The sequence below is a fragment of the Brevundimonas sp. genome (assembly GCF_018608325.1).
Taxonomy (GTDB): domain Bacteria; phylum Pseudomonadota; class Alphaproteobacteria; order Caulobacterales; family Caulobacteraceae; genus Brevundimonas.
In genome coordinates, this window is the sequence record NZ_JABAZW010000095.1 from 4,828 (window position 1) to 21,144 (window position 16,317).

The window sequence follows — 16,317 nt, forward strand, 5'->3', positions numbered from 1 at the left end:
GGTCAAGCCCGAGGGTGACGGCGTTATTGGTGGCGAACATCAGAACATATTGAGCGCGAGTTTCGCCTCGTCGCTCATCTTGGAGGAATCCCACGGCGGGTCGAACACCAGATTGGCCTTGGCGCTGCGCACGCCCTCGACCTTCTCCACCGCTGTCTCGACCCATCCCGGCATTTCGCCGGCCACCGGGCAGCCGGGCGCGGTCAGGGTCATGTCCACCACCACGTCGCGGTCGTCCGACACGTCGACGCGGTAGATCAGGCCCAGTTCATAGATGTCGACCGGGATTTCCGGATCATAGACGGACTTCAGCGCCTCGATCAGCTGTTCGGTCAAGGTGTCGAGTTCGGCCTGTGACAGGGCGCTCTTCTGGGGTTCATCCCAGGCGGCCTGAAAGGCGTCGCTGTCCTGAATAGTGTTATCGGTCATGGCGTTACACAAAGAAGTTCCGCGCCTTGATCAGCGCGTCCACGAAGGCATCCGTATCCTCCATGGTGTTATATAGGGCGAAGGAGGCGCGTGTGCTCGAGGTCACGCCCAATCTTTTCGCCAGCGGTTCGGCGCAGTGGGTTCCGGCCCGCACGGCAACGCCGTAACGGTCCATGATCTGGGCCACGTCATGGGCGTGCGCGCCCTCGACGGCGAAGGTCAGAAGCGCGCCCTTGCCCTCGGCCTGCCCCAGAATCCGCAGCCAGTCCTGCCCCTGCAGCCTGTCCAGCGCGTGCTGATACAGGGCATGTTCGTGCGCCTGAACCGCCGCGCGATCATACTGCGACAGCCAGTCCAAGGCGACGCCCAGACCGATGGCCTCAAGGATCGGCGGCGTGCCTGCCTCGAACCGATGCGGCGGCTTGGCATAGGTGATCCGGTCCTGTTCGACCCGTTCGATCATCTCCCCGCCCCCCTGATAGGGCGGCAGGGCCTCCAGCGCCTCGGCCTTGCCGTACAGGGCGCCGATGCCAGTGGGGCCGAACAACTTGTGGCCCGTGATCACATAGAAGTCGCAGCCGATGGCCTGCACGTCCGGCGTCGCATGGACCGCACCCTGACAGCCGTCGATCAGCACCTGCGCGCCAACCGCATGGGCCAGACGGGTGATCTCTGCGGCCGGATTGATGGTGCCCAGCACGTTCGACATGTGAGTGACGGCGACCATGCGCGTCCTTGGCCCCAGCAGGTCGGCATAGGCCTCCATGTCCAGCGAACCGTCGTCCTTGATCGGAACCCATTTCAGCACTGCGCCGTACCGTTCGCGCAGGAAATGCCACGGCACGATGTTGGAGTGATGCTCCATCTCGGTGACAATGATCTCGTCGCCCGGCTGGATCGCCATTTTTCCAGTTTTTTGGCCCAGACCATTGGCCACCAGATTGATCGCCTCGGTCCCACCCTTGGTCCAAACGACCTGTTCCGAGGTTTCGGCATTCAGGAAACGGGCGACGATCTCGCGCGCCTTCTCGAACGCCTCGGTCGCCTCGTTCGACAGGGTGTGCAGGCCGCGGTGGACGTTGGCGTAACCGCCCTCCATCGTCGCCACCAGAGCGTCGATCACCGCGCGCGGCTTCTGGGCCGAGGCGGCGTTGTCCAGATAGATCAACGGCTTGCCGTTCACCTGCCGCGACAGGATCGGGAACTGCGCCCGGACGGCGTAGGGATCAAACGTGGTCACAAGCGAGCCGTCAGCCATTCCCTCGCCACCTCTCTTGCGCCCTCGTGGTCGATGCGGTCGATGACCTCGATCAGGAAGGCCTGCGTCAGCAGGGCGCGCGCCTCGTCGGCCGGAATGCCGCGCTGCTGCATGTAGAACAGGGCGCTCTCGTCCAGCGTCCCCACCGTATTGCCGTGCGCGCACTGCACGTCGTCGGCATAGATGATCAGTTCCGGCTTGGCGTCGATCTCAGCCCGTTCAGAGGCGATCAGGGCGTGGTGGCCCATGCGCGCATCAGTGCCGTCGGCCCCGCGCTCGACCACGATCTTGCCCTGGAAGACGCCGCGCGCGGTGTCACGCGCCACGCCCTTGATCAGTTGGCTGGTCGTGCCGTCGACTCCCTGATGATCGACCACACTCGTCAGATCGACGTGCCGGTCGCCCTTCAATGCGTACACGCCGTCCATACGGACGCTCGCGCCCTGTCCGGCATGGGCGATCCGGGTTTCCAACCGTTGCAATCGCGCGCCCGTCGCCACCACAGCCTGCCGATAGGCCGCATCTGGGGCCAACACGACCTCTGTCGATGTCACCGAGATCGCGTCATTCGGTTCTTCGATCAGAACCACGCGTTCAAGCGTTGCCTTCTCCTCGACGAAGATCTCAATCAAAATGTTCGACAGATAGGCTTCACCCCAGCCCTCATAGGACTCAAGCAAGGTGGCGTGCGCACCTGCCTCCACCACCACGCCAACACGCGCATGATGGCCAGTTTTCACGGCGTCACTCAAAATGCGCAACGCAAGGACACGCGGCTCGCCCGCCTTGAACGTGACGATATGCGCGCCTTCCAGCGCCTTGGCGGCAGCCAAAGCACCCATCGGCATTTGATCCGCCATGCGAGGCGAATCCGGACCAGCATGGTGCGTGACCTCGATCCCCGCCTCCATGTCATCCTCCGACCACCAGTTCAGGCGGCCGTTGGCGATCAGCACTTCATTGCGCGTAAGCACCTTGAAGGGACCATGGTTCGGCTCCCCCTCGGGCAGGGCTGGAGACAATGGCGGCTCATCCCGCAGCCAGCGGCGCAGATCAGAGTATTTCCAAGCCTCGGTTCGCCGTGACGGGATAGTCTCGATATTCTTCAGATCGATGCGGAAAGGAGCATTCATGCCGCTTCCGGCAGATACTTGTCGTACCCTTCCGCCTCCAGTTGCAGCGCCAGTTCCGGTCCGCCCGAGGCCACGATGCGGCCGCCGGCCAGCACATGCACCCGGTCCGGTTTGATGTAGTCCAGCAGGCGCTGATAGTGGGTGATGACCAGCATGGCGCGGTCGGGCGAACGCAGGGCGTTCACGCCTTCGGACACGATGCGCAGGGCGTCGATGTCGAGGCCCGAGTCCGTCTCGTCGAGGATCAGCAGCGAAGGCTCCAGCAGGGCCATCTGCAGGATCTCCATCCGCTTCTTCTCACCGCCGGAGAAGCCGACGTTCAGCGGCCGCTTCAGCATTTCGAAGTCCATCTTCAGCGCCTTGGACGCTTCACGGACCAGCTTCAGGAAAGCGGGCGCAGCCACCTCGTCCTCGCCCCGCGCGCGCCGCTGGGCATTCAAGGCCGTGCGCACGAAGGTCAGGGCCGGGACGCCGGGGATTTCGATCGGATACTGGAAGGACAGGAAGACGCCCTTGGCGGCGCGTTCGGCAGGGTCCAGTTCCAGCAGATCATCGCCCGCCCATTCGACCGAGCCCTCGGTCGCCTCATAGCCGGGGCGGCCCGACAGGGCATAGCCCAGCGTCGACTTGCCCGCGCCGTTCGGCCCCATGATGGCGTGCACCTCGCCCGCCGGAACATCGAGCGTCAGGCCCTTGAGGATCGGCTTTTCACCGACGGAGACGTGGAGGTTGTTGATCTTCAGCACGCGATTGAACCTGAAATCTGAATCTTGAATACCGTCATCCTCGGGCTCGTCCCGAGGACCCATTGTTCCGACGCAGTGTCGGTTCGAACTGTAACCAACTGATCGTGTGCGCTGATCCACTTGCCGCGTCTGCTGACCGATGGGTCCTCGGGACGAGCCCGAGGATGACGGGAGGCGGCGAATGCAGTCTGCGCTACTCGCCCGTCGGGCCATGCATCCAGACTGCAGGTCGATCCCATTCCAGAGAAAGGTCCGCCCAGTGCGGGTTGTCTCGCTCGATCAGATTGATCTTCCAGTCGCGGAGATAGCGTTTGATCGCCTTCTCTCGTTTGATCGCGACGATCATCGTTTCGAATGGCTCGAACCACACCAGTTGCGACAGACCATGCACCTTGGTGAAACCGCCGAAGGTCCCGTCCCGATGCTGTCGAACGCGACGATACAGGTCGCTGGTGACCCCCGTATACAAGGTGCCGTACGGCTTGTTCGTCACGATGTAGGCGGCGATGAACGGGCGCTCGTTGGGCATACGGCAAAGTTTGCAGCAGCATGGGCCCTCGGGACAAGCCCGAGGGTGACGGGCTTAGGGGATCAGCCAACTGATCCCTCCAGCGAAATCGCCACCAGCTTTTGCGCCTCGACGGCGAACTCCATCGGCAGCTTCTGCATCACGTCGCGGACGAAACCGTTGACCAGCAGGGCCACCGCCTCTTCCTGCGATAACCCGCGCTGCTGGGCATAGAACAACTGGTCGTCGGACAGGCGCGTCGTCGTCGCCTCGTGCTCCAGCTGGGCCGAGCCGTTGCGGGCCTCGATATAGGGGATGGTGTGCGAACCGCACTCCTTGCCGATCAGCAGACTGTCGCACTGGGTGAAATTGCGCACGCCCGTCGCCTTGGGGTGCACCGAGACCAGGCCGCGATAGGTCGAGTCCGATTTGCCCGCCGACACCGCCTTGGCGATGATCCGCGACTTCGAGTTCTTGCCCAGATGGATCATCTTGGTGCCGGTGTCGGCCTGCTGATGCCCATTGGTGATGGCGATGGAATAGAACTCGCCCGAGCTTTCCTCGCCCTTCAGGATGCAGGACGGGTATTTCCAGGTGACGGCAGACCCCGTCTCGACCTGCGTCCACGACACCTTGGAGCGGTCGCCCCGGCAATCGGCGCGCTTGGTCACGAAGTTGTAGATGCCGCCCTTGCCCTCGGCATCGCCGGGGTACCAGTTCTGGACGGTGGAGTACTTCACCTCGGCGTCGTCCAGCGCCACGATCTCGACCACCGCCGCGTGCAGCTGGTTCTCGTCGCGCATCGGAGCCGTGCAGCCTTCGAGGTAGCTCACATAGCTGCCCTTGTCGGCGATGATCAGGGTGCGCTCGAACTGGCCGGTCTGGCTGGCGTTGATGCGGAAATAGGTCGACAGCTCCATCGGGCATTTCACGCCCGGCGGAATGTAGACGAACGATCCATCCGAAAAGACCGCGCTGTTCAGGGCCGCGAAATAGTTGTCCGAGACCGGCACCACCGACCCCAGATATTGCCGCACCAGATCAGGATATTCGCGCAAGGCCTCGGAAATGGGCATGAAGATCACGCCGACCTTGGCCAGTTCCTCCTTAAAGGTGGTGACGACGGACACGCTGTCGAACACGGCGTCCACGGCGACGCGCGGCGCGCCCTGCACGCCCGCCAGCACTTCCTGCTCCTTCAGCGGGATGCCCAGCTTTTTATAGACTTCCAGAATCTCGGGATCGACTTCGTCCAGAGACTTCGGACCCTCCTTCTGCTTGGGCGCCGCATAGTAGAACAGGTCTTGATAATCGACCGGCTCATACTTCACCGCCGCCCAGGTCGGCTCTTCCATCGCCAGCCAGCGCTCATAGGCGGCCAGACGCCATTCCAGCATCCATTCCGGCTCGCCCTTCTTCTCGGAGATGAAGCGCACGATGTCGGCGTTCAGGCCCTTGGGCGCATATTCCGTCTCGATGTCCGAGGTGAAGCCGTGCTCGTACTTTTCCAGTGCGGCGACGGCGTCGATGGTTTCCTTGACGGCGGCCATCAGGCGACCTCTCTCACGCGCTCGGCGGCGCGTGTCTTATGCTTATTGTACGCAGCGACCCAGGCGTCGGCGAACCGCACCCAGTCGCCTTCACTCGTTCCCCAGCCGCCGGAAACGCGCACGCCCCCGGTCGCAAGGATGTTCAGGCCCATGGCGCTGATGGTCTTGGACGGCTTGACCTTGCCCGACGAACAGGCCGACCCCGCCGACACCATGACACCGGTCAGGTCCAGCGTGATCAACTGTTGCGGGCTGTCCCAGCCCTCGACCGCCATGAACAGGGTGTTGGGCAGGCGCGGAGCCGCAGCGCCAATGATGACAGCGCCCGCCGCGACCACCTTGGCCTGGGCGTCATCACGCCAGACGACGTGCGATCCCATCGCCTCCAGATCACGCGCAGCGCAGTCAGCGGCGACGCCGAAGCCCGCGATGCCCGGCACATTCTCGGTCCCGGCGCGCAGGCCCCGCTCCTGTCCTGCGCCATGCAGGATGCGGACGCCCGACACGCCTTCCTTCAGGATCAGCGCGCCGATGCCCTGCGGCCCACCCAGCTTGTGCGCCGAAAGCGTCAGCACCCGGATATCGACGGCGATCTTTCCCGCCGACTGGATGGCGTCGACGTGCAGCCAGCCGCCAGCCGCCCGCACCAGCGCAGCCGCCTCGGCGATCGGCTGGATCACGCCGCTTTCATTGTTCGCATGATGGATGGCGACCACGGCCCGGTCCGGACGCGACAGCGCCTCAGCCAGCCAGACCAGATCGATCACCCCGTTTTCATCAACAGGCAGCACCTCGACCGGCGCACCCGCATTCGCCGCCGTCTCGGCCACGCACGGATGTTCGGTCGCGGACACGATCAGGCGCTCGCAGCCCGCAGCCAGCGCACTGGCGATGCCCTGGGCATTAGCTTCGGTGCCGCCAGAGTTGAACACCACCGCCGTCGGGTCCGCCCCGACCAGTTCGCCGACCTGCGCCCGCGCCGTCTCGACCCGCGCCCGCGCCCGACGGCCCGCCGCGTGAACCGCCGACGGATTGCCGTTGTCGGCCAGCGCCCGCGTCATGACGTCCAGCACCTCGGGCCGAACCAGGCCCGACGCATTATAATCCAGATAGACGCCGGTCATGCCGCCACACTGACCGCATCGGATGCAGCAGCCTCGACATTGTGACGGCGCTGGCCTGTGCGGTTCATCACCACATCCTCCAGCGACACACGCGCCAGATAGCGATGGATCTCGTCGCCCAGGTCTTCCCACAGATTATGGGTGATGCAGCGTTCACCAGCCAGCATGCAGCCCTTGGGCGAACCATGCGCCACGCAGCGCGTCGCCCGGATCGGCTCGTCGACCGCCAGCACGATTTCCGCCACCACCGTCTCATGCGCGCCCTTGGCCAGACGATAGCCGCCGCCGGGTCCGCGCACGCTCTTGACGAGTTCGCTCTTACGCAGCCGGGCGAACAACTGCTCCAGATAGCTCAGGGAAATCTCCTGGCGCGCGGCGATTTCGGCCAGCGAAACAGCCCGGATTTCGCCGCTCTCGCCGCGTCCGTTTTTCGCCAGATCGGCCATCGCCATTACGGCGTATCGTCCCTTGGTCGACAGACGCATATCGCACCCTCAAAAATTACGCGCTTTTCGGGGCTCTTGTGCTAGAACCCGCGCCTTCGCGAAGGCGGCGCGCGCCGGATGGACCTAGAAAGTCCTACCCCAGTAGTCAAGTATTGCGCAGCCGCGAAATGACAGTTGAACGGATTCCAGAGCCAAATGCCTGAAGTCATCCTGCCCGGCGCCTCCGGTCGCATCGAAGGCCGCTATTCCCCCGGCAAGCGCGCAAACGCGCCTATCGCCCTGATTCTGCACCCGCACCCCAAGGCGGGCGGGCATATGAACAACCCGGTCGCGGTCACCCTGCACCAGCTGTTCCTGCAACGCGGCTTTGCGACCCTGCGCTATAATTCGCGCGGCGTGGGCAAGTCGCAGGGCGAGTTCGACAGCGGAATCGGCGAGCTGGCGGATGCCGCCACCGCCCTCGACTGGCTGCAGTCGAACAACCCCGGCGCCAGCCAGACCTGGGTCGCGGGCTATCAGTTCGGCGCCTATATCGGCATGCAGCTTCTGATGCGTCGCCCGGAAACGGACGGCTTCATCTCGGTGTCGCCGCCGTCGAACATGTATGACTTCAGCTTCCTGGCGCCCTGCCCGGCCTCGGGTCTGTTCCTGCACGGCACCGCAGACACCATCGTCCCCCCGGTCGAGGTCGAGCGCGTGGTCAACAAGCTGCGCACCCAGAAGGGCATCGTCATCGACTACGAACTGGAAGAAGGCGCGAGCCACTTCTGGCAGGACCACATGGGCGCAGTCGAACGTCGCGTCGGCGCCTATCTGGACAAGCGCCTGGAAGAAAACCCGGCCTGAGCCTGACCGCGCGCCAAGGCGTCGCGAAACACCTCTGCCAGCCAGTCGGCGAACACCCGCACCCGCTCAGGCGCATGCCGCCTGTGCGGGACCAGCAGGTGCGCCGGCATGGCTTCGGCCCTGTGTTCCGGCATGACCTCGATCAGTTCGCCCTTCTCCAGATGCAGGGCGACATCGAAGGCTGGAATCTGCAACAGCCCTAATCCCGCCAGACAGCAGGCGATGGCCGCCTCCGCGCTGTTGGCGGCGACGCGTCCGACCGCAGGCCGTGTGCGCACATGCCCGTCTTCCACCCATTCCCACGGCTCCAGCCGCCCGGTCGCTGGTGAAGCGAAGTTCACCACCTGATGCTGGTCCAGGTCATCCGGCGTCTGCGGCGCCGAACGCCCCTCCAGATAAGTGGGCGCGGCGACATTGATCATGTCCACATCGCCGATCCATCGACCGATCAGGCTTGAGTCCGGCAGACTGCCGACCCGCAACACACAGTCGATGCCCTCTTCGACCAGATTGACCGACCGGTCGGTGGCGCCCAGCTCGACCTCCAGTCCAGGATGGGCGTCCAGAAAGTCGGGCAAGGCCGGGGCCACGATCAGTCGCCCGATCCGCCCCGGCACATTGGCGCGGACGCGCCCGACCACGGCATGACGAAACATCGCCTCAGCCTCTTCCGCCTCGGACAACAGCTGGCGGCATCGTCCATAGAAGGCCAGACCTTCGTCGGTCGGCGCGACACGCCGTGTCGTCCGGTGCAGCAGACGCGCGCCGACCCGCTCTTCCAGCGTGCGAATGGCGGTGGAAACCGACGATCGCGGCAGGTCCATCTGATCCGCCGCCCGTGTGAAACTGGCGCAGTCCACCACCCGCACGAAGGTTTCGAACAGCTTCAGGCGATCCATCCGGCGACCTTTTGTTCGTTCAATCGAAACAGTGATGTCAGTTTTCGCAGGTTTTTGCGACCAATCGTTGCGATTAGTTGTCCAGTTCTCACCAATGAGGACGCTTCATGACCGATCACAGCATCAAGGGCAAAACCGCGCTCATCGCGGGCGGCGCCAAGAATCTGGGCGGCCTGCTGGCCCGCGACCTGGCCGAACAGGGCGCCCGCGCCATCGCCATCCACTACAACAGCCCCGCGAGTCAGGCCGACGCCGATGAAACAGTCGCTGCGATTCAGGCGCTGGGGGCCAAGGCCTTTGCCTTTCAGGCCGACCTGACCACGGCGACGGCCGTCGAAAACCTGTTCAACGACGCCAAGGCCGCGCTGGGCGCCATCGACATCGCCGTCAACACCGTCGGCAAGGTGCTGAAGAAGCCGATCGCCGAGATCAGCGAGGCCGAATACGACGAAATGAGCGCGGTCAACGCCAAGGCGGCCTTCTTCTTCCTGAAGGAAGCCGGACGCACGGTCTCGGACAACGGCAAGGTCTGCACCCTGGTGACGTCGCTTCTGGGCGCCTACACCCCGTTTTATTCCTCCTACGCCGGGACCAAGGCGCCGGTCGAACACTTCACCCGTGCGGCTTCAAAGGAGTTCGGGGAACGCGGCATATCCGTCACCGCCATCGGCCCCGGCCCGATGGACACGCCCTTCTTCTATGGTCAGGAAAGCGTCGAAGCTCAGGCCTATCACAAGAGCGCCGCCGCACTGTCGCCGCACAGCAAGACCGGCCTGACGGACATTCAGGACATCGTGCCCTGGATCCGCTTCCTGGTCTCGGACGGTTGGTGGATGACCGGCCAGACCGTTCTGGTCAACGGCGGCTATACGACCAAGTGACCGTTCTGCGCCGGGCAGCCCCCCTGCCCGGCGTTTCGCCCCATTGCCGCGGCGCGGCGCACAGGCGATCCTCACCGCATGAGAGCGCCGGAAAACCTGAACACCGACCGTCTGCACCTGCGCCCCATCACGCGATCGGACGCCGAAGACATATTCCACCTCTACGCAGGCAAGGCGCTGCCGACCCACTTCATGCCGTTCAAGACGCATGGTGATGTCTCTGAAAGTCGCGCCTTTGCGATGCGTTGCCAGGACTGCTGGAGGTCGGGCGCCGCCTTCCCCTGGGCGGTCACCGAAAGAGCGACAGGGCGTGTTCTGGGCAATGTCGAGCTGAAGCTGTCGCCGCCTCAAGCCAGCATCGGCTACATCTTCGGCGAAGCCTTCTGGGGTCAGGGTTTCGCCTCAGAGGCCGCATGTGCTGTCGTTGAATGGGCCATCGCCCAGCCCGAAATCTATCGGGTCTGGGCGACCTGCCATCCCGATAACCTCGGGTCCGCCGCTGTCCTGCGCAAAGCCGGGCTGGACCACGAGGCCACCCTCGCCAACTGGGAGGCGCGTCCCCAACTGGGCGAGGTCGCAGGCCCCAGCCATATGTATGCCCGGATCAAGCCGACGACGGCCTGATGGCGCGATGACCGAAACCACACCCAACCGCCCGTTGGCCTAGCTGCGGCGCCACTTCACCGTCTTCAACTATCTGCTGCTGCCCCTGCCGATGTTCGTGGTGGCGCTGGGCTTGGCGACGGTCACCCACTCCGACCTGCCCTACAACATCTGGGCTGTGCTGTGGGCGGTGCCATTCCTGATCGTGATGGCCCTGCGTTGGGTCTATTTCGTCGTCACCCTGGCCTGGGCCATCGGCGTCGAAATCTTTCGGGCCGTGCGAAACCGTTTCGCACGGCCCGACTAGGCCTTAAGCCGCCTCGACCGCCTCAACAGCCGGTTCGGTGCGGATCATGTAGTCGAAGGCCGACAAGCCCGCCTTGGAGCCTTCGCCCATGGCGATGACGATCTGCTTGTAGGGCACAGTCGTCACGTCACCCGCCGCGAACACGCCGGGCTGGCTGGTTTCACCGCGATGATCGACCTCGATCTCGCCGCGCGTGGTCAGGGCGACTGCGCCGTGCAGCCATTCAGTGTTCGGCACCAGACCGATCTGCACGAAGACGCCTTCCAGGTCGACGTCATGCTGGGCGTCCGAGTTGCGGTCCTTGTAGGACAGGCCCGTCACCTTCTCGCCGTCGCCATGCACCTCGGTCGTCAGGGCTGAGGTGACGATGCGCACGTTCGGCAGGGTCGCCAGCTTACGCTGCAACACCGCATCGGCCCGCAGTTCACTGTCGTATTCGATCAGGGTCACATGGGCGACGATGCCCGCCAGATCGATGGCCGCCTCGACGCCTGAGTTGCCGCCGCCGATCACCGCCACGCGCTTGCCCTTGAACAGCGGCCCGTCGCAGTGCGGGCAATAGGCCACACCCTTGTTCTTGTACTGGTCCTCGCCCGGCACATTCATCTGGCGCCAGCGCGCGCCGGTCGACAGGATCACCGTGCGCGACTTCAGCGACGCACCGTTCTCCAGCACCACCTCATGCAGGCCGCCCGGAACCTTGGCCGGCACCAGCTTGGCCGCCTTCTGCAGGTTCATGATGTCCACCTCGTACTCGCGGACATGCTGTTCCAGATGGGCGGCCAGCTTTGGCCCCTCGGTGTGGGGCACCGAGATGAAGTTCTCGATGGCCATGGTGTCCAGCACCTGTCCGCCGAAACGCTCGGCCGCGATGCCGGTGCGGATGCCCTTGCGCGCGGTGTAGATGGCGGCTGCAGCGCCAGCAGGGCCGCCGCCAATCACCAGAACGTCGAACGGGTCCTTGGACTTGATCTTCTCAGCGGCCTTCGCCTCGGCGCCCTTGTCGATCTTGGCGACGATCTGCTCCAGCTCCATCCGACCCTGGCCGAACAGTTCGCCGTTCAGGAAGACGGTCGGCACGGCCATGACCTTGCGCGCATCCACCTCTTCCTTGAACAGGCCGCCCTCGATGGCGACGTGTTTGATGCGCGGGTTCAGCACGCTCATGAGGTTCAACGCCTGCACCACGTCGGGGCAGTTCTGGCACGACAGCGAGAAATAGGTCTCGAAGACATAGTCGCCATCCAGATCCTTGACCTGCTGGATCACGTCCTGCGCGGCCTTGGACGGGTGACCGCCGACGTGCAGCAGGGCCAGCACCAGCGAGGTGAACTCATGGCCCAGCGGAATGCCCGCGAACCGCACGCCGATATCGGTGCCCTTGCGGCGGATCAGGAAACTGGGCTGGCGCTCGTCGTCATAGTCGCGGCCCATCTCGACCTTGCCGTGCGAGACCGAGACGATGTCTTCCAGCAGGGCCTTCAGCTCCTGCGACTTGGGGCCAGCGCCCAGCGAGGCGACCAGTTCGACCGTGTGGACGATGTTCTTGAGGTAGCCCTCGAGCTGAGTTTTCAGATTGGCGTCCAGCATGGCGGGCTCCTCGAAATGGGATGGGAAGATGCGACGCCTTCAAGCCGTCACGGCGAGGCGGTCGCGGGGTCGTGCGGCCCAGATCGCGGGCCGGTTGGGTCCGGCACGTGGCCGGACCCAGATAGGCGTAGTGCTTAGATCTTGCCGACGAGGTCGAGCGACGGCGCCAGGGTGGCTTCGCCTTCTTCCCACTTGGCCGGGCAGACTTCGCCAGGGTGAGCGGCGACGTATTGTGCAGCCTTGACCTTGCGCAGCAGTTCAGCGGCGTTACGGCCCACGCCTTCCGACGTGATTTCCATGAACTGGATCACGCCTTCCGGGTCGACCAGGAAGGTTGCGCGGTCGGCCAGACCAACGCCCGGACGCATGACGTCGAAGTTGTTGGTGATCGTGCCCGACTGGTCGCCGACCATGTAGTAGTTGATCTTGCCGATGGCGGGCGAGGTGTCGTGCCAGGCCTTGTGGCTGAAGTGGGTGTCGGTCGAGACCGAGAACACTTCCACGCCCAGGCCCTGCAGGGTCGGATAGGTGTCAGCCAGGTCTTCCAGCTCAGTCGGGCAGACGAAGGTGAAGTCGGCCGGATAGAAGAAGAAGATGGCCCATTTGCCCTTTACGTCGGCGTCGGTGATGTCGACGAACTTACCTTCCTTGTAGGCGGTCGCCGCGAAGGGTTTGATCGTCGTGTTGATGAGGGCCATGTGAAATCCATCGGCTGGGTGGTTAGGAGACTCGCTACCTAGCCCACCCCATAAGATAAGCCCAATCACTTATTTTCTAATGATCAATAGATTTTAGTTATAGCCATAACCGCACCCCGTCATCCTCGGGTCGAGCCCGAGGATGACGGAACATCTTGTTCAGTAAATCAGGAACGGCCGCCGCGTCTCCACCCACGCCGCCTCATCAGGCAGGGCCACCGCGTCCAGATCAGCCGCCGTCGTCGCCGTCGAATCCACCCACTCCCTCAGTCCCGGCCCGCCGTTGATGACGTCGATGGGCAGCTTGCCGAACGCGTATTCATACGGAAAATCACGCCACAGGTCGTAGTCGGGATACAGCCGCCGGATCGCCTTGAAGCCCAGCGCCTGCACCCGCCACGGCTTGAAGGCCGCGTGATCGTATGACGGCTGATCGACGTGAATCTGCACGCCGCTGCACAGTTTGCCGACGTGCTTATGGAAGGTCGGCTCGAACCACATGTCGCGCAGGATGCAGCCCTCCAGCCACTCCGGCGCCAGCAAACGCATCTCGGCGATCACCGCCCGCGCGTCGATGTCGGGCGCCCCGAACAGCTCCAGCGGCCGCGTCGTGCCGCGACCTTCCGACAGGGTCGCCCCCTCCAGCATCACCGTGCCCGCATAGGCCCGCGCCATCGACAGGTTCGGCGCATTGGGGCTGGGGTTCACCCATGACCGTTCGCCCAACGGCCAGCCAAAGCCCGGCCCCTGCTCCGGCGCCCAGCCCTGCATCTCGATCACGCGGTAATCGACATCCAGTTTGAAGTGATCGACGAACCACAGGCCCAGCTCGCCCATCGTCATGCCGTGCCGCATCGGCATAGGCCCCGCGCCGACGAAGCTTTCATATCCGGGCAACAACGTCAGCCCCTCGACCGGACGCCCCGCCGGATTGGGCCGGTCCAGCACCCAGACCGTCTTGCCGTGCTTCTCGGCGGCTTCCAGCACATAGAGCAGGGTCGTGATGAAGGTGTAGATGCGGCAGCCCAGATCCTGAAGATCGATCAGGATGACGTCGAACGTCTCCATCCATTCGTCGCGAGGTTTGCGCACCTCGCCGTACAGGCTGAAGACCGGAATGCCGTGCACCGGATCGCGATAATCCGGGCTCTCCATCATATTGTCCTGCAGGTCGCCCTTCATGCCATGCTGCGGACCAAAGGCGGCGCTCAACGTGATTTCGGGACAGGCCGCCAGGGCGTCGATGGCGTGCGTCAGATCCTTCGTCACCGACGCCGGATGCGCCAGCAGCGCCACACGCCGCCCCTTCAACTCAGCGCGCAGGGCGTCGTCGGACAGCAGGCGGTCTAGGCCGAAATTCATGCCGATGCTCCGGCTTCTGGCAGGGTCAGGACAAAGGACGCGCGATTGTGGAAATCGCCCTCTGGCGACGGATGGGTCAGCGCCCACCAGGCGATCGCACCATCCGTATCCTCGATCACGACCGACAGGGACAGCAGCCAGGCCTGATCGCCCGGTAGATGCGGCAACTGATCCATATCCAGATCGGCGCTCAGCACGAACCGCCCGTCCTCGACCTCGGTCGAGATCACCGGCGTCGCCACCTCAACATCGGCCATGTCGTTACGATAGCCGTTGAAGCGATAGGCGGCCCAGCGCGTCGAGGGCGCCAGATTATATTCGTAATACCGCTCGCCCGTTTCCGCCCGCAGGAAGACCTCGCAGCAGGTCCGCTTCCACAGCTCGTCCGTGCGGATCGGCGCATCGCTTTCCGGCACGAACAGACGCGCGATGTCGCCATCCAGCAGATACCGCAGGCGCAGGCGTTTTGGTTCGGTGCGGTCCAGTTCGACCGTGATCGTCCGGATCGAGGTCGCCTGCGATGTGGCGTGCGGCGTCAGGGTGGCGGCGGCTGTGCTCATGCCGCCTGACTGCCACGCGGCCCGCCCCCTATCCAGCCCCGATCTGCGCCGACTGCGACATCATGACCGGGGCAGAACCTCAGCTGATGCCGAAGGCGAACAGGGCCACGAACAGAATCACGATCACCAGCATGGCCAGCGGCGGGGCCAGAAGGATGATCCAGCCCAGCCTGGCCCGCCCGCGTTTGGCCGCCATCAGGGCCACAACGCCCTGCAACAGCACCGCCGCAGCCGCCGGCATGAACACCTGCCCGAAACCGGGGTGAGGCGGCAAAAACCCAGCCGCCGCCAGCCCGCCGAAGATCACGACGGCGACCACCATCCAGCCGATCAACAGGCGCAAGGCTGCGGGATTTCTGATTTGGCCGGCCATCTTCATTCGCTCCGCTCGTCGAGCGTGCTACACGACCGCTCCCTCTCCTACATGTAATCGACCATGACCGAGCCTGCCTTCAAGTCCGAATTCCTCCGCACCCTCCAGGCGCGCGGGTATATCCACCAAGTGACCCACCCCGTCGAACTGGACGACGCGGCGGCAAACGGCGTGGTGCCGGGCTATATCGGCTTTGATGCAACGGCCCCGTCGTTGCACGTCGGCAGCCTGATCCAGATCATGATGCTTCGTCGGCTTCAGCAGGCGGGCGGCAAGCCCATCGTCCTGATGGGCGGCGGCACGACCAAGGTCGGCGACCCGACCGGCAAGGACGCCTCGCGCCCGCAACTGACCGAAGAAACGATCCAGTCGAACATCGACACGATCAAGACCGTCTTCGCCAAATTCCTGACCTTCGGCGACGGCCCAACCGATGCGGTCATGGTCAACAACGACGACTGGCTGTCGGACTACGGCTACGTCCAGTTCCTGCGCGACTTCGGCACCCATTTCACCGTCAACCGCATGCTGAGCTTCGACTCGGTCAAGCTGCGCCTTGAGCGCGAGCAGCCGATGACCTTCCTCGAGTTCAACTACATGCTGATGCAGTCGGTGGACTTCCTCGAGTTGAACCGCAGCCTGAAGGTCACCCTGCAGATGGGCGGATCGGACCAGTGGGGCAACATCACCTCCGGCGTCGATCTGGTGCGTCGCGTGGACCAGAAGGCCGCCTTCGGACTGACCACCCCGCTGCTGACCACCGCCTCGGGCGGCAAGATGGGCAAGACGGCGCAGGGCGCGATCTGGCTGAACGCCGAACAGCTCAGCCCCTATGACTACTGGCAGTTCTGGCGCAACGCCGAGGACGCGGATGTCGGCCGCTTCATGCGCCTGTTCACTGACCTGACGCTGGAAGAAATCGCCGAGTTCGAGGCGCTGGAAGGCGCCCAGATCAACGACGCCAAAAAGGCTCTGGCCGACGCCGCCACGACCCTGCTGCATGG

19 protein-coding genes are annotated in these 16,317 nt (G+C 64.2%); 5 read left to right on the forward strand and 14 right to left on the reverse strand.

All coding sequences use genetic code 11. The features are described from left to right. Positions 1–39 precede the first annotated feature (39 nt). From QZ281_RS09315 to QZ281_RS09350, 8 genes are all read right to left on the reverse strand, one after another. Positions 40–429 (reverse strand): SUF system Fe-S cluster assembly protein, encoded by a 390-nt coding sequence (locus QZ281_RS09315; RefSeq protein WP_292227513.1) that lies wholly within the window; start codon positions 427–429, stop codon positions 40–42. A gap of 4 nt (positions 430–433) precedes the next feature. After that, positions 434–1,687 carry a cysteine desulfurase gene (locus tag QZ281_RS09320; RefSeq protein WP_292227515.1) on the reverse strand — a complete coding sequence of 418 codons (1,254 nt, stop codon included), beginning with the start codon at positions 1,685–1,687 and terminating at the stop codon, positions 434–436. Continuing rightward, on the reverse strand, positions 1,666–2,820 hold the full coding sequence (sufD, locus tag QZ281_RS09325; protein ID WP_292227519.1) for a Fe-S cluster assembly protein SufD: 1,155 nt from the start codon (positions 2,818–2,820) through the stop codon (positions 1,666–1,668). The genes QZ281_RS09320 and sufD overlap by 22 nt, the downstream gene beginning before the upstream one ends. Further along, positions 2,817–3,566, reverse strand: a complete 750-nt coding sequence (sufC, locus tag QZ281_RS09330) for a Fe-S cluster assembly ATPase SufC (protein ID WP_292227522.1) — start codon at positions 3,564–3,566, stop codon at positions 2,817–2,819. The genes sufD and sufC overlap by 4 nt, the downstream gene beginning before the upstream one ends. 193 nt (positions 3,567–3,759) lie before the next feature. After that, complete coding sequence (locus QZ281_RS09335; RefSeq protein WP_292227525.1) at positions 3,760–4,095, reverse strand: GIY-YIG nuclease family protein; 336 nt, start codon at positions 4,093–4,095, stop codon at positions 3,760–3,762. A 62-nt stretch (positions 4,096–4,157) separates the two neighbouring features. Then, positions 4,158–5,624, reverse strand: coding sequence for a Fe-S cluster assembly protein SufB (gene sufB, locus QZ281_RS09340; RefSeq protein WP_292227528.1), 1,467 nt, complete (start codon positions 5,622–5,624; stop codon positions 4,158–4,160). Then, a complete protein-coding gene (locus tag QZ281_RS09345) occupies positions 5,624–6,748 on the reverse strand; it encodes a cysteine desulfurase family protein (protein ID WP_292227530.1) in 1,125 nt (374 codons plus the stop codon). The genes sufB and QZ281_RS09345 overlap by 1 nt, the downstream gene beginning before the upstream one ends. After that, positions 6,745–7,233, reverse strand: a complete 489-nt coding sequence (locus QZ281_RS09350; protein ID WP_292227533.1) for an Rrf2 family transcriptional regulator — start codon at positions 7,231–7,233, stop codon at positions 6,745–6,747. Before QZ281_RS09350 ends, QZ281_RS09345 begins: the two co-directional genes overlap by 4 nt. 156 nt (positions 7,234–7,389) lie before the next feature. On the opposite strand from QZ281_RS09350, the gene QZ281_RS09355 reads away from it, so the two are divergent. Continuing rightward, positions 7,390–8,040: an alpha/beta hydrolase gene (locus QZ281_RS09355; RefSeq protein WP_292227535.1), complete on the forward strand. Its 651-nt coding sequence runs from the start codon at positions 7,390–7,392 to the stop codon at positions 8,038–8,040. Here the strand turns inward: QZ281_RS09355 and QZ281_RS09360 are convergent. After that, the gene (locus QZ281_RS09360) at positions 8,004–8,939 is read right to left on the reverse strand and encodes a LysR family transcriptional regulator (RefSeq protein ID WP_292227539.1); all 936 of its coding nucleotides are present in this window, start codon (positions 8,937–8,939) and stop codon (positions 8,004–8,006) included. The genes QZ281_RS09355 and QZ281_RS09360 overlap by 37 nt on opposite strands. A gap of 107 nt (positions 8,940–9,046) precedes the next feature. Here QZ281_RS09360 and QZ281_RS09365 point away from each other — a divergent pair, with 107 nt between their 5' ends. From QZ281_RS09365 to QZ281_RS09375, 3 genes are all read left to right on the forward strand, one after another. After that, positions 9,047–9,820 carry an SDR family oxidoreductase gene (locus QZ281_RS09365; RefSeq protein ID WP_292227542.1) on the forward strand — a complete coding sequence of 258 codons (774 nt, stop codon included), beginning with the start codon at positions 9,047–9,049 and terminating at the stop codon, positions 9,818–9,820. A gap of 78 nt (positions 9,821–9,898) precedes the next feature. Then, on the forward strand, positions 9,899–10,444 hold the full coding sequence (locus QZ281_RS09370; RefSeq protein ID WP_292227545.1) for a GNAT family N-acetyltransferase: 546 nt from the start codon (positions 9,899–9,901) through the stop codon (positions 10,442–10,444). Positions 10,445–10,556: 112 nt separating this feature from the next. Further along, positions 10,557–10,730, forward strand: coding sequence for a hypothetical protein (locus QZ281_RS09375; RefSeq protein ID WP_292227548.1), 174 nt, complete (start codon positions 10,557–10,559; stop codon positions 10,728–10,730). Between the two features lie 3 nt (positions 10,731–10,733). On the opposite strand, the gene ahpF is transcribed toward QZ281_RS09375, so the two are convergent. The 5 genes from ahpF to QZ281_RS09400 form a co-directional block, all read right to left on the reverse strand. Beyond that, positions 10,734–12,320, reverse strand: coding sequence for an alkyl hydroperoxide reductase subunit F (gene ahpF, locus QZ281_RS09380; protein WP_292227551.1), 1,587 nt, complete (start codon positions 12,318–12,320; stop codon positions 10,734–10,736). Between the two features lie 134 nt (positions 12,321–12,454). After that, entirely contained in the window at positions 12,455–13,018 is a 564-nt protein-coding gene (ahpC, locus tag QZ281_RS09385; RefSeq protein ID WP_292227554.1) for an alkyl hydroperoxide reductase subunit C, read from the reverse strand. Positions 13,019–13,177: 159 nt separating this feature from the next. Next, positions 13,178–14,380 (reverse strand): DUF1343 domain-containing protein, encoded by a 1,203-nt coding sequence (locus tag QZ281_RS09390; RefSeq protein ID WP_292227556.1) that lies wholly within the window; start codon positions 14,378–14,380, stop codon positions 13,178–13,180. Then, the gene (locus QZ281_RS09395) at positions 14,377–14,940 is read right to left on the reverse strand and encodes a DOMON-like domain-containing protein (protein ID WP_292227558.1); all 564 of its coding nucleotides are present in this window, start codon (positions 14,938–14,940) and stop codon (positions 14,377–14,379) included. The genes QZ281_RS09390 and QZ281_RS09395 overlap by 4 nt, the downstream gene beginning before the upstream one ends. A 79-nt stretch (positions 14,941–15,019) precedes the next feature. Beyond that, positions 15,020–15,313, reverse strand: coding sequence for a hypothetical protein (locus QZ281_RS09400; protein ID WP_292227560.1), 294 nt, complete (start codon positions 15,311–15,313; stop codon positions 15,020–15,022). Positions 15,314–15,376: 63 nt separating this feature from the next. Between QZ281_RS09400 and tyrS the strand changes: the two genes are divergently transcribed. Continuing rightward, a partial coding sequence (gene tyrS / locus QZ281_RS09405; RefSeq protein ID WP_292227562.1) for a tyrosine--tRNA ligase occupies positions 15,377–16,317 on the forward strand: 941 nt, incomplete at its 3' end.

Excerpts from the sequence above, each read along its gene's own strand:
- QZ281_RS09360 (WP_292227539.1), bottom strand. The coding sequence starts at position 8,939 with ATGGATCGCCTGAAGCTGTTCGAAACCTTCGTGCGGGTGGTGGACTGC.
- QZ281_RS09315 (WP_292227513.1), bottom strand. The coding sequence starts at position 429 with ATGACCGATAACACTATTCAGGACAGCGACGCCTTTCAGGCCGCCTGG.
- ahpC (WP_292227554.1), bottom strand. The coding sequence starts at position 13,018 with ATGGCCCTCATCAACACGACGATCAAACCCTTCGCGGCGACCGCCTAC.
- QZ281_RS09335 (WP_292227525.1), bottom strand. The coding sequence starts at position 4,095 with ATGCCCAACGAGCGCCCGTTCATCGCCGCCTACATCGTGACGAACAAG.
- QZ281_RS09345 (WP_292227530.1), bottom strand. The coding sequence starts at position 6,748 with ATGACCGGCGTCTATCTGGATTATAATGCGTCGGGCCTGGTTCGGCCC.
- QZ281_RS09355 (WP_292227535.1), top strand. The coding sequence starts at position 7,390 with ATGCCTGAAGTCATCCTGCCCGGCGCCTCCGGTCGCATCGAAGGCCGC.
- QZ281_RS09395 (WP_292227558.1), bottom strand. The coding sequence starts at position 14,940 with ATGAGCACAGCCGCCGCCACCCTGACGCCGCACGCCACATCGCAGGCG.
- ahpF (WP_292227551.1), bottom strand. The coding sequence starts at position 12,320 with ATGCTGGACGCCAATCTGAAAACTCAGCTCGAGGGCTACCTCAAGAAC.
- QZ281_RS09370 (WP_292227545.1), top strand. The coding sequence starts at position 9,899 with ATGAGAGCGCCGGAAAACCTGAACACCGACCGTCTGCACCTGCGCCCC.
- QZ281_RS09320 (WP_292227515.1), bottom strand. The coding sequence starts at position 1,687 with ATGGCTGACGGCTCGCTTGTGACCACGTTTGATCCCTACGCCGTCCGG.
- QZ281_RS09350 (WP_292227533.1), bottom strand. The coding sequence starts at position 7,233 with ATGCGTCTGTCGACCAAGGGACGATACGCCGTAATGGCGATGGCCGAT.
- QZ281_RS09400 (WP_292227560.1), bottom strand. The coding sequence starts at position 15,313 with ATGGCCGGCCAAATCAGAAATCCCGCAGCCTTGCGCCTGTTGATCGGC.
- QZ281_RS09390 (WP_292227556.1), bottom strand. The coding sequence starts at position 14,380 with ATGAATTTCGGCCTAGACCGCCTGCTGTCCGACGACGCCCTGCGCGCT.
- QZ281_RS09365 (WP_292227542.1), top strand. The coding sequence starts at position 9,047 with ATGACCGATCACAGCATCAAGGGCAAAACCGCGCTCATCGCGGGCGGC.
- sufD (WP_292227519.1), bottom strand. The coding sequence starts at position 2,820 with ATGAATGCTCCTTTCCGCATCGATCTGAAGAATATCGAGACTATCCCG.
- sufB (WP_292227528.1), bottom strand. The coding sequence starts at position 5,624 with ATGGCCGCCGTCAAGGAAACCATCGACGCCGTCGCCGCACTGGAAAAG.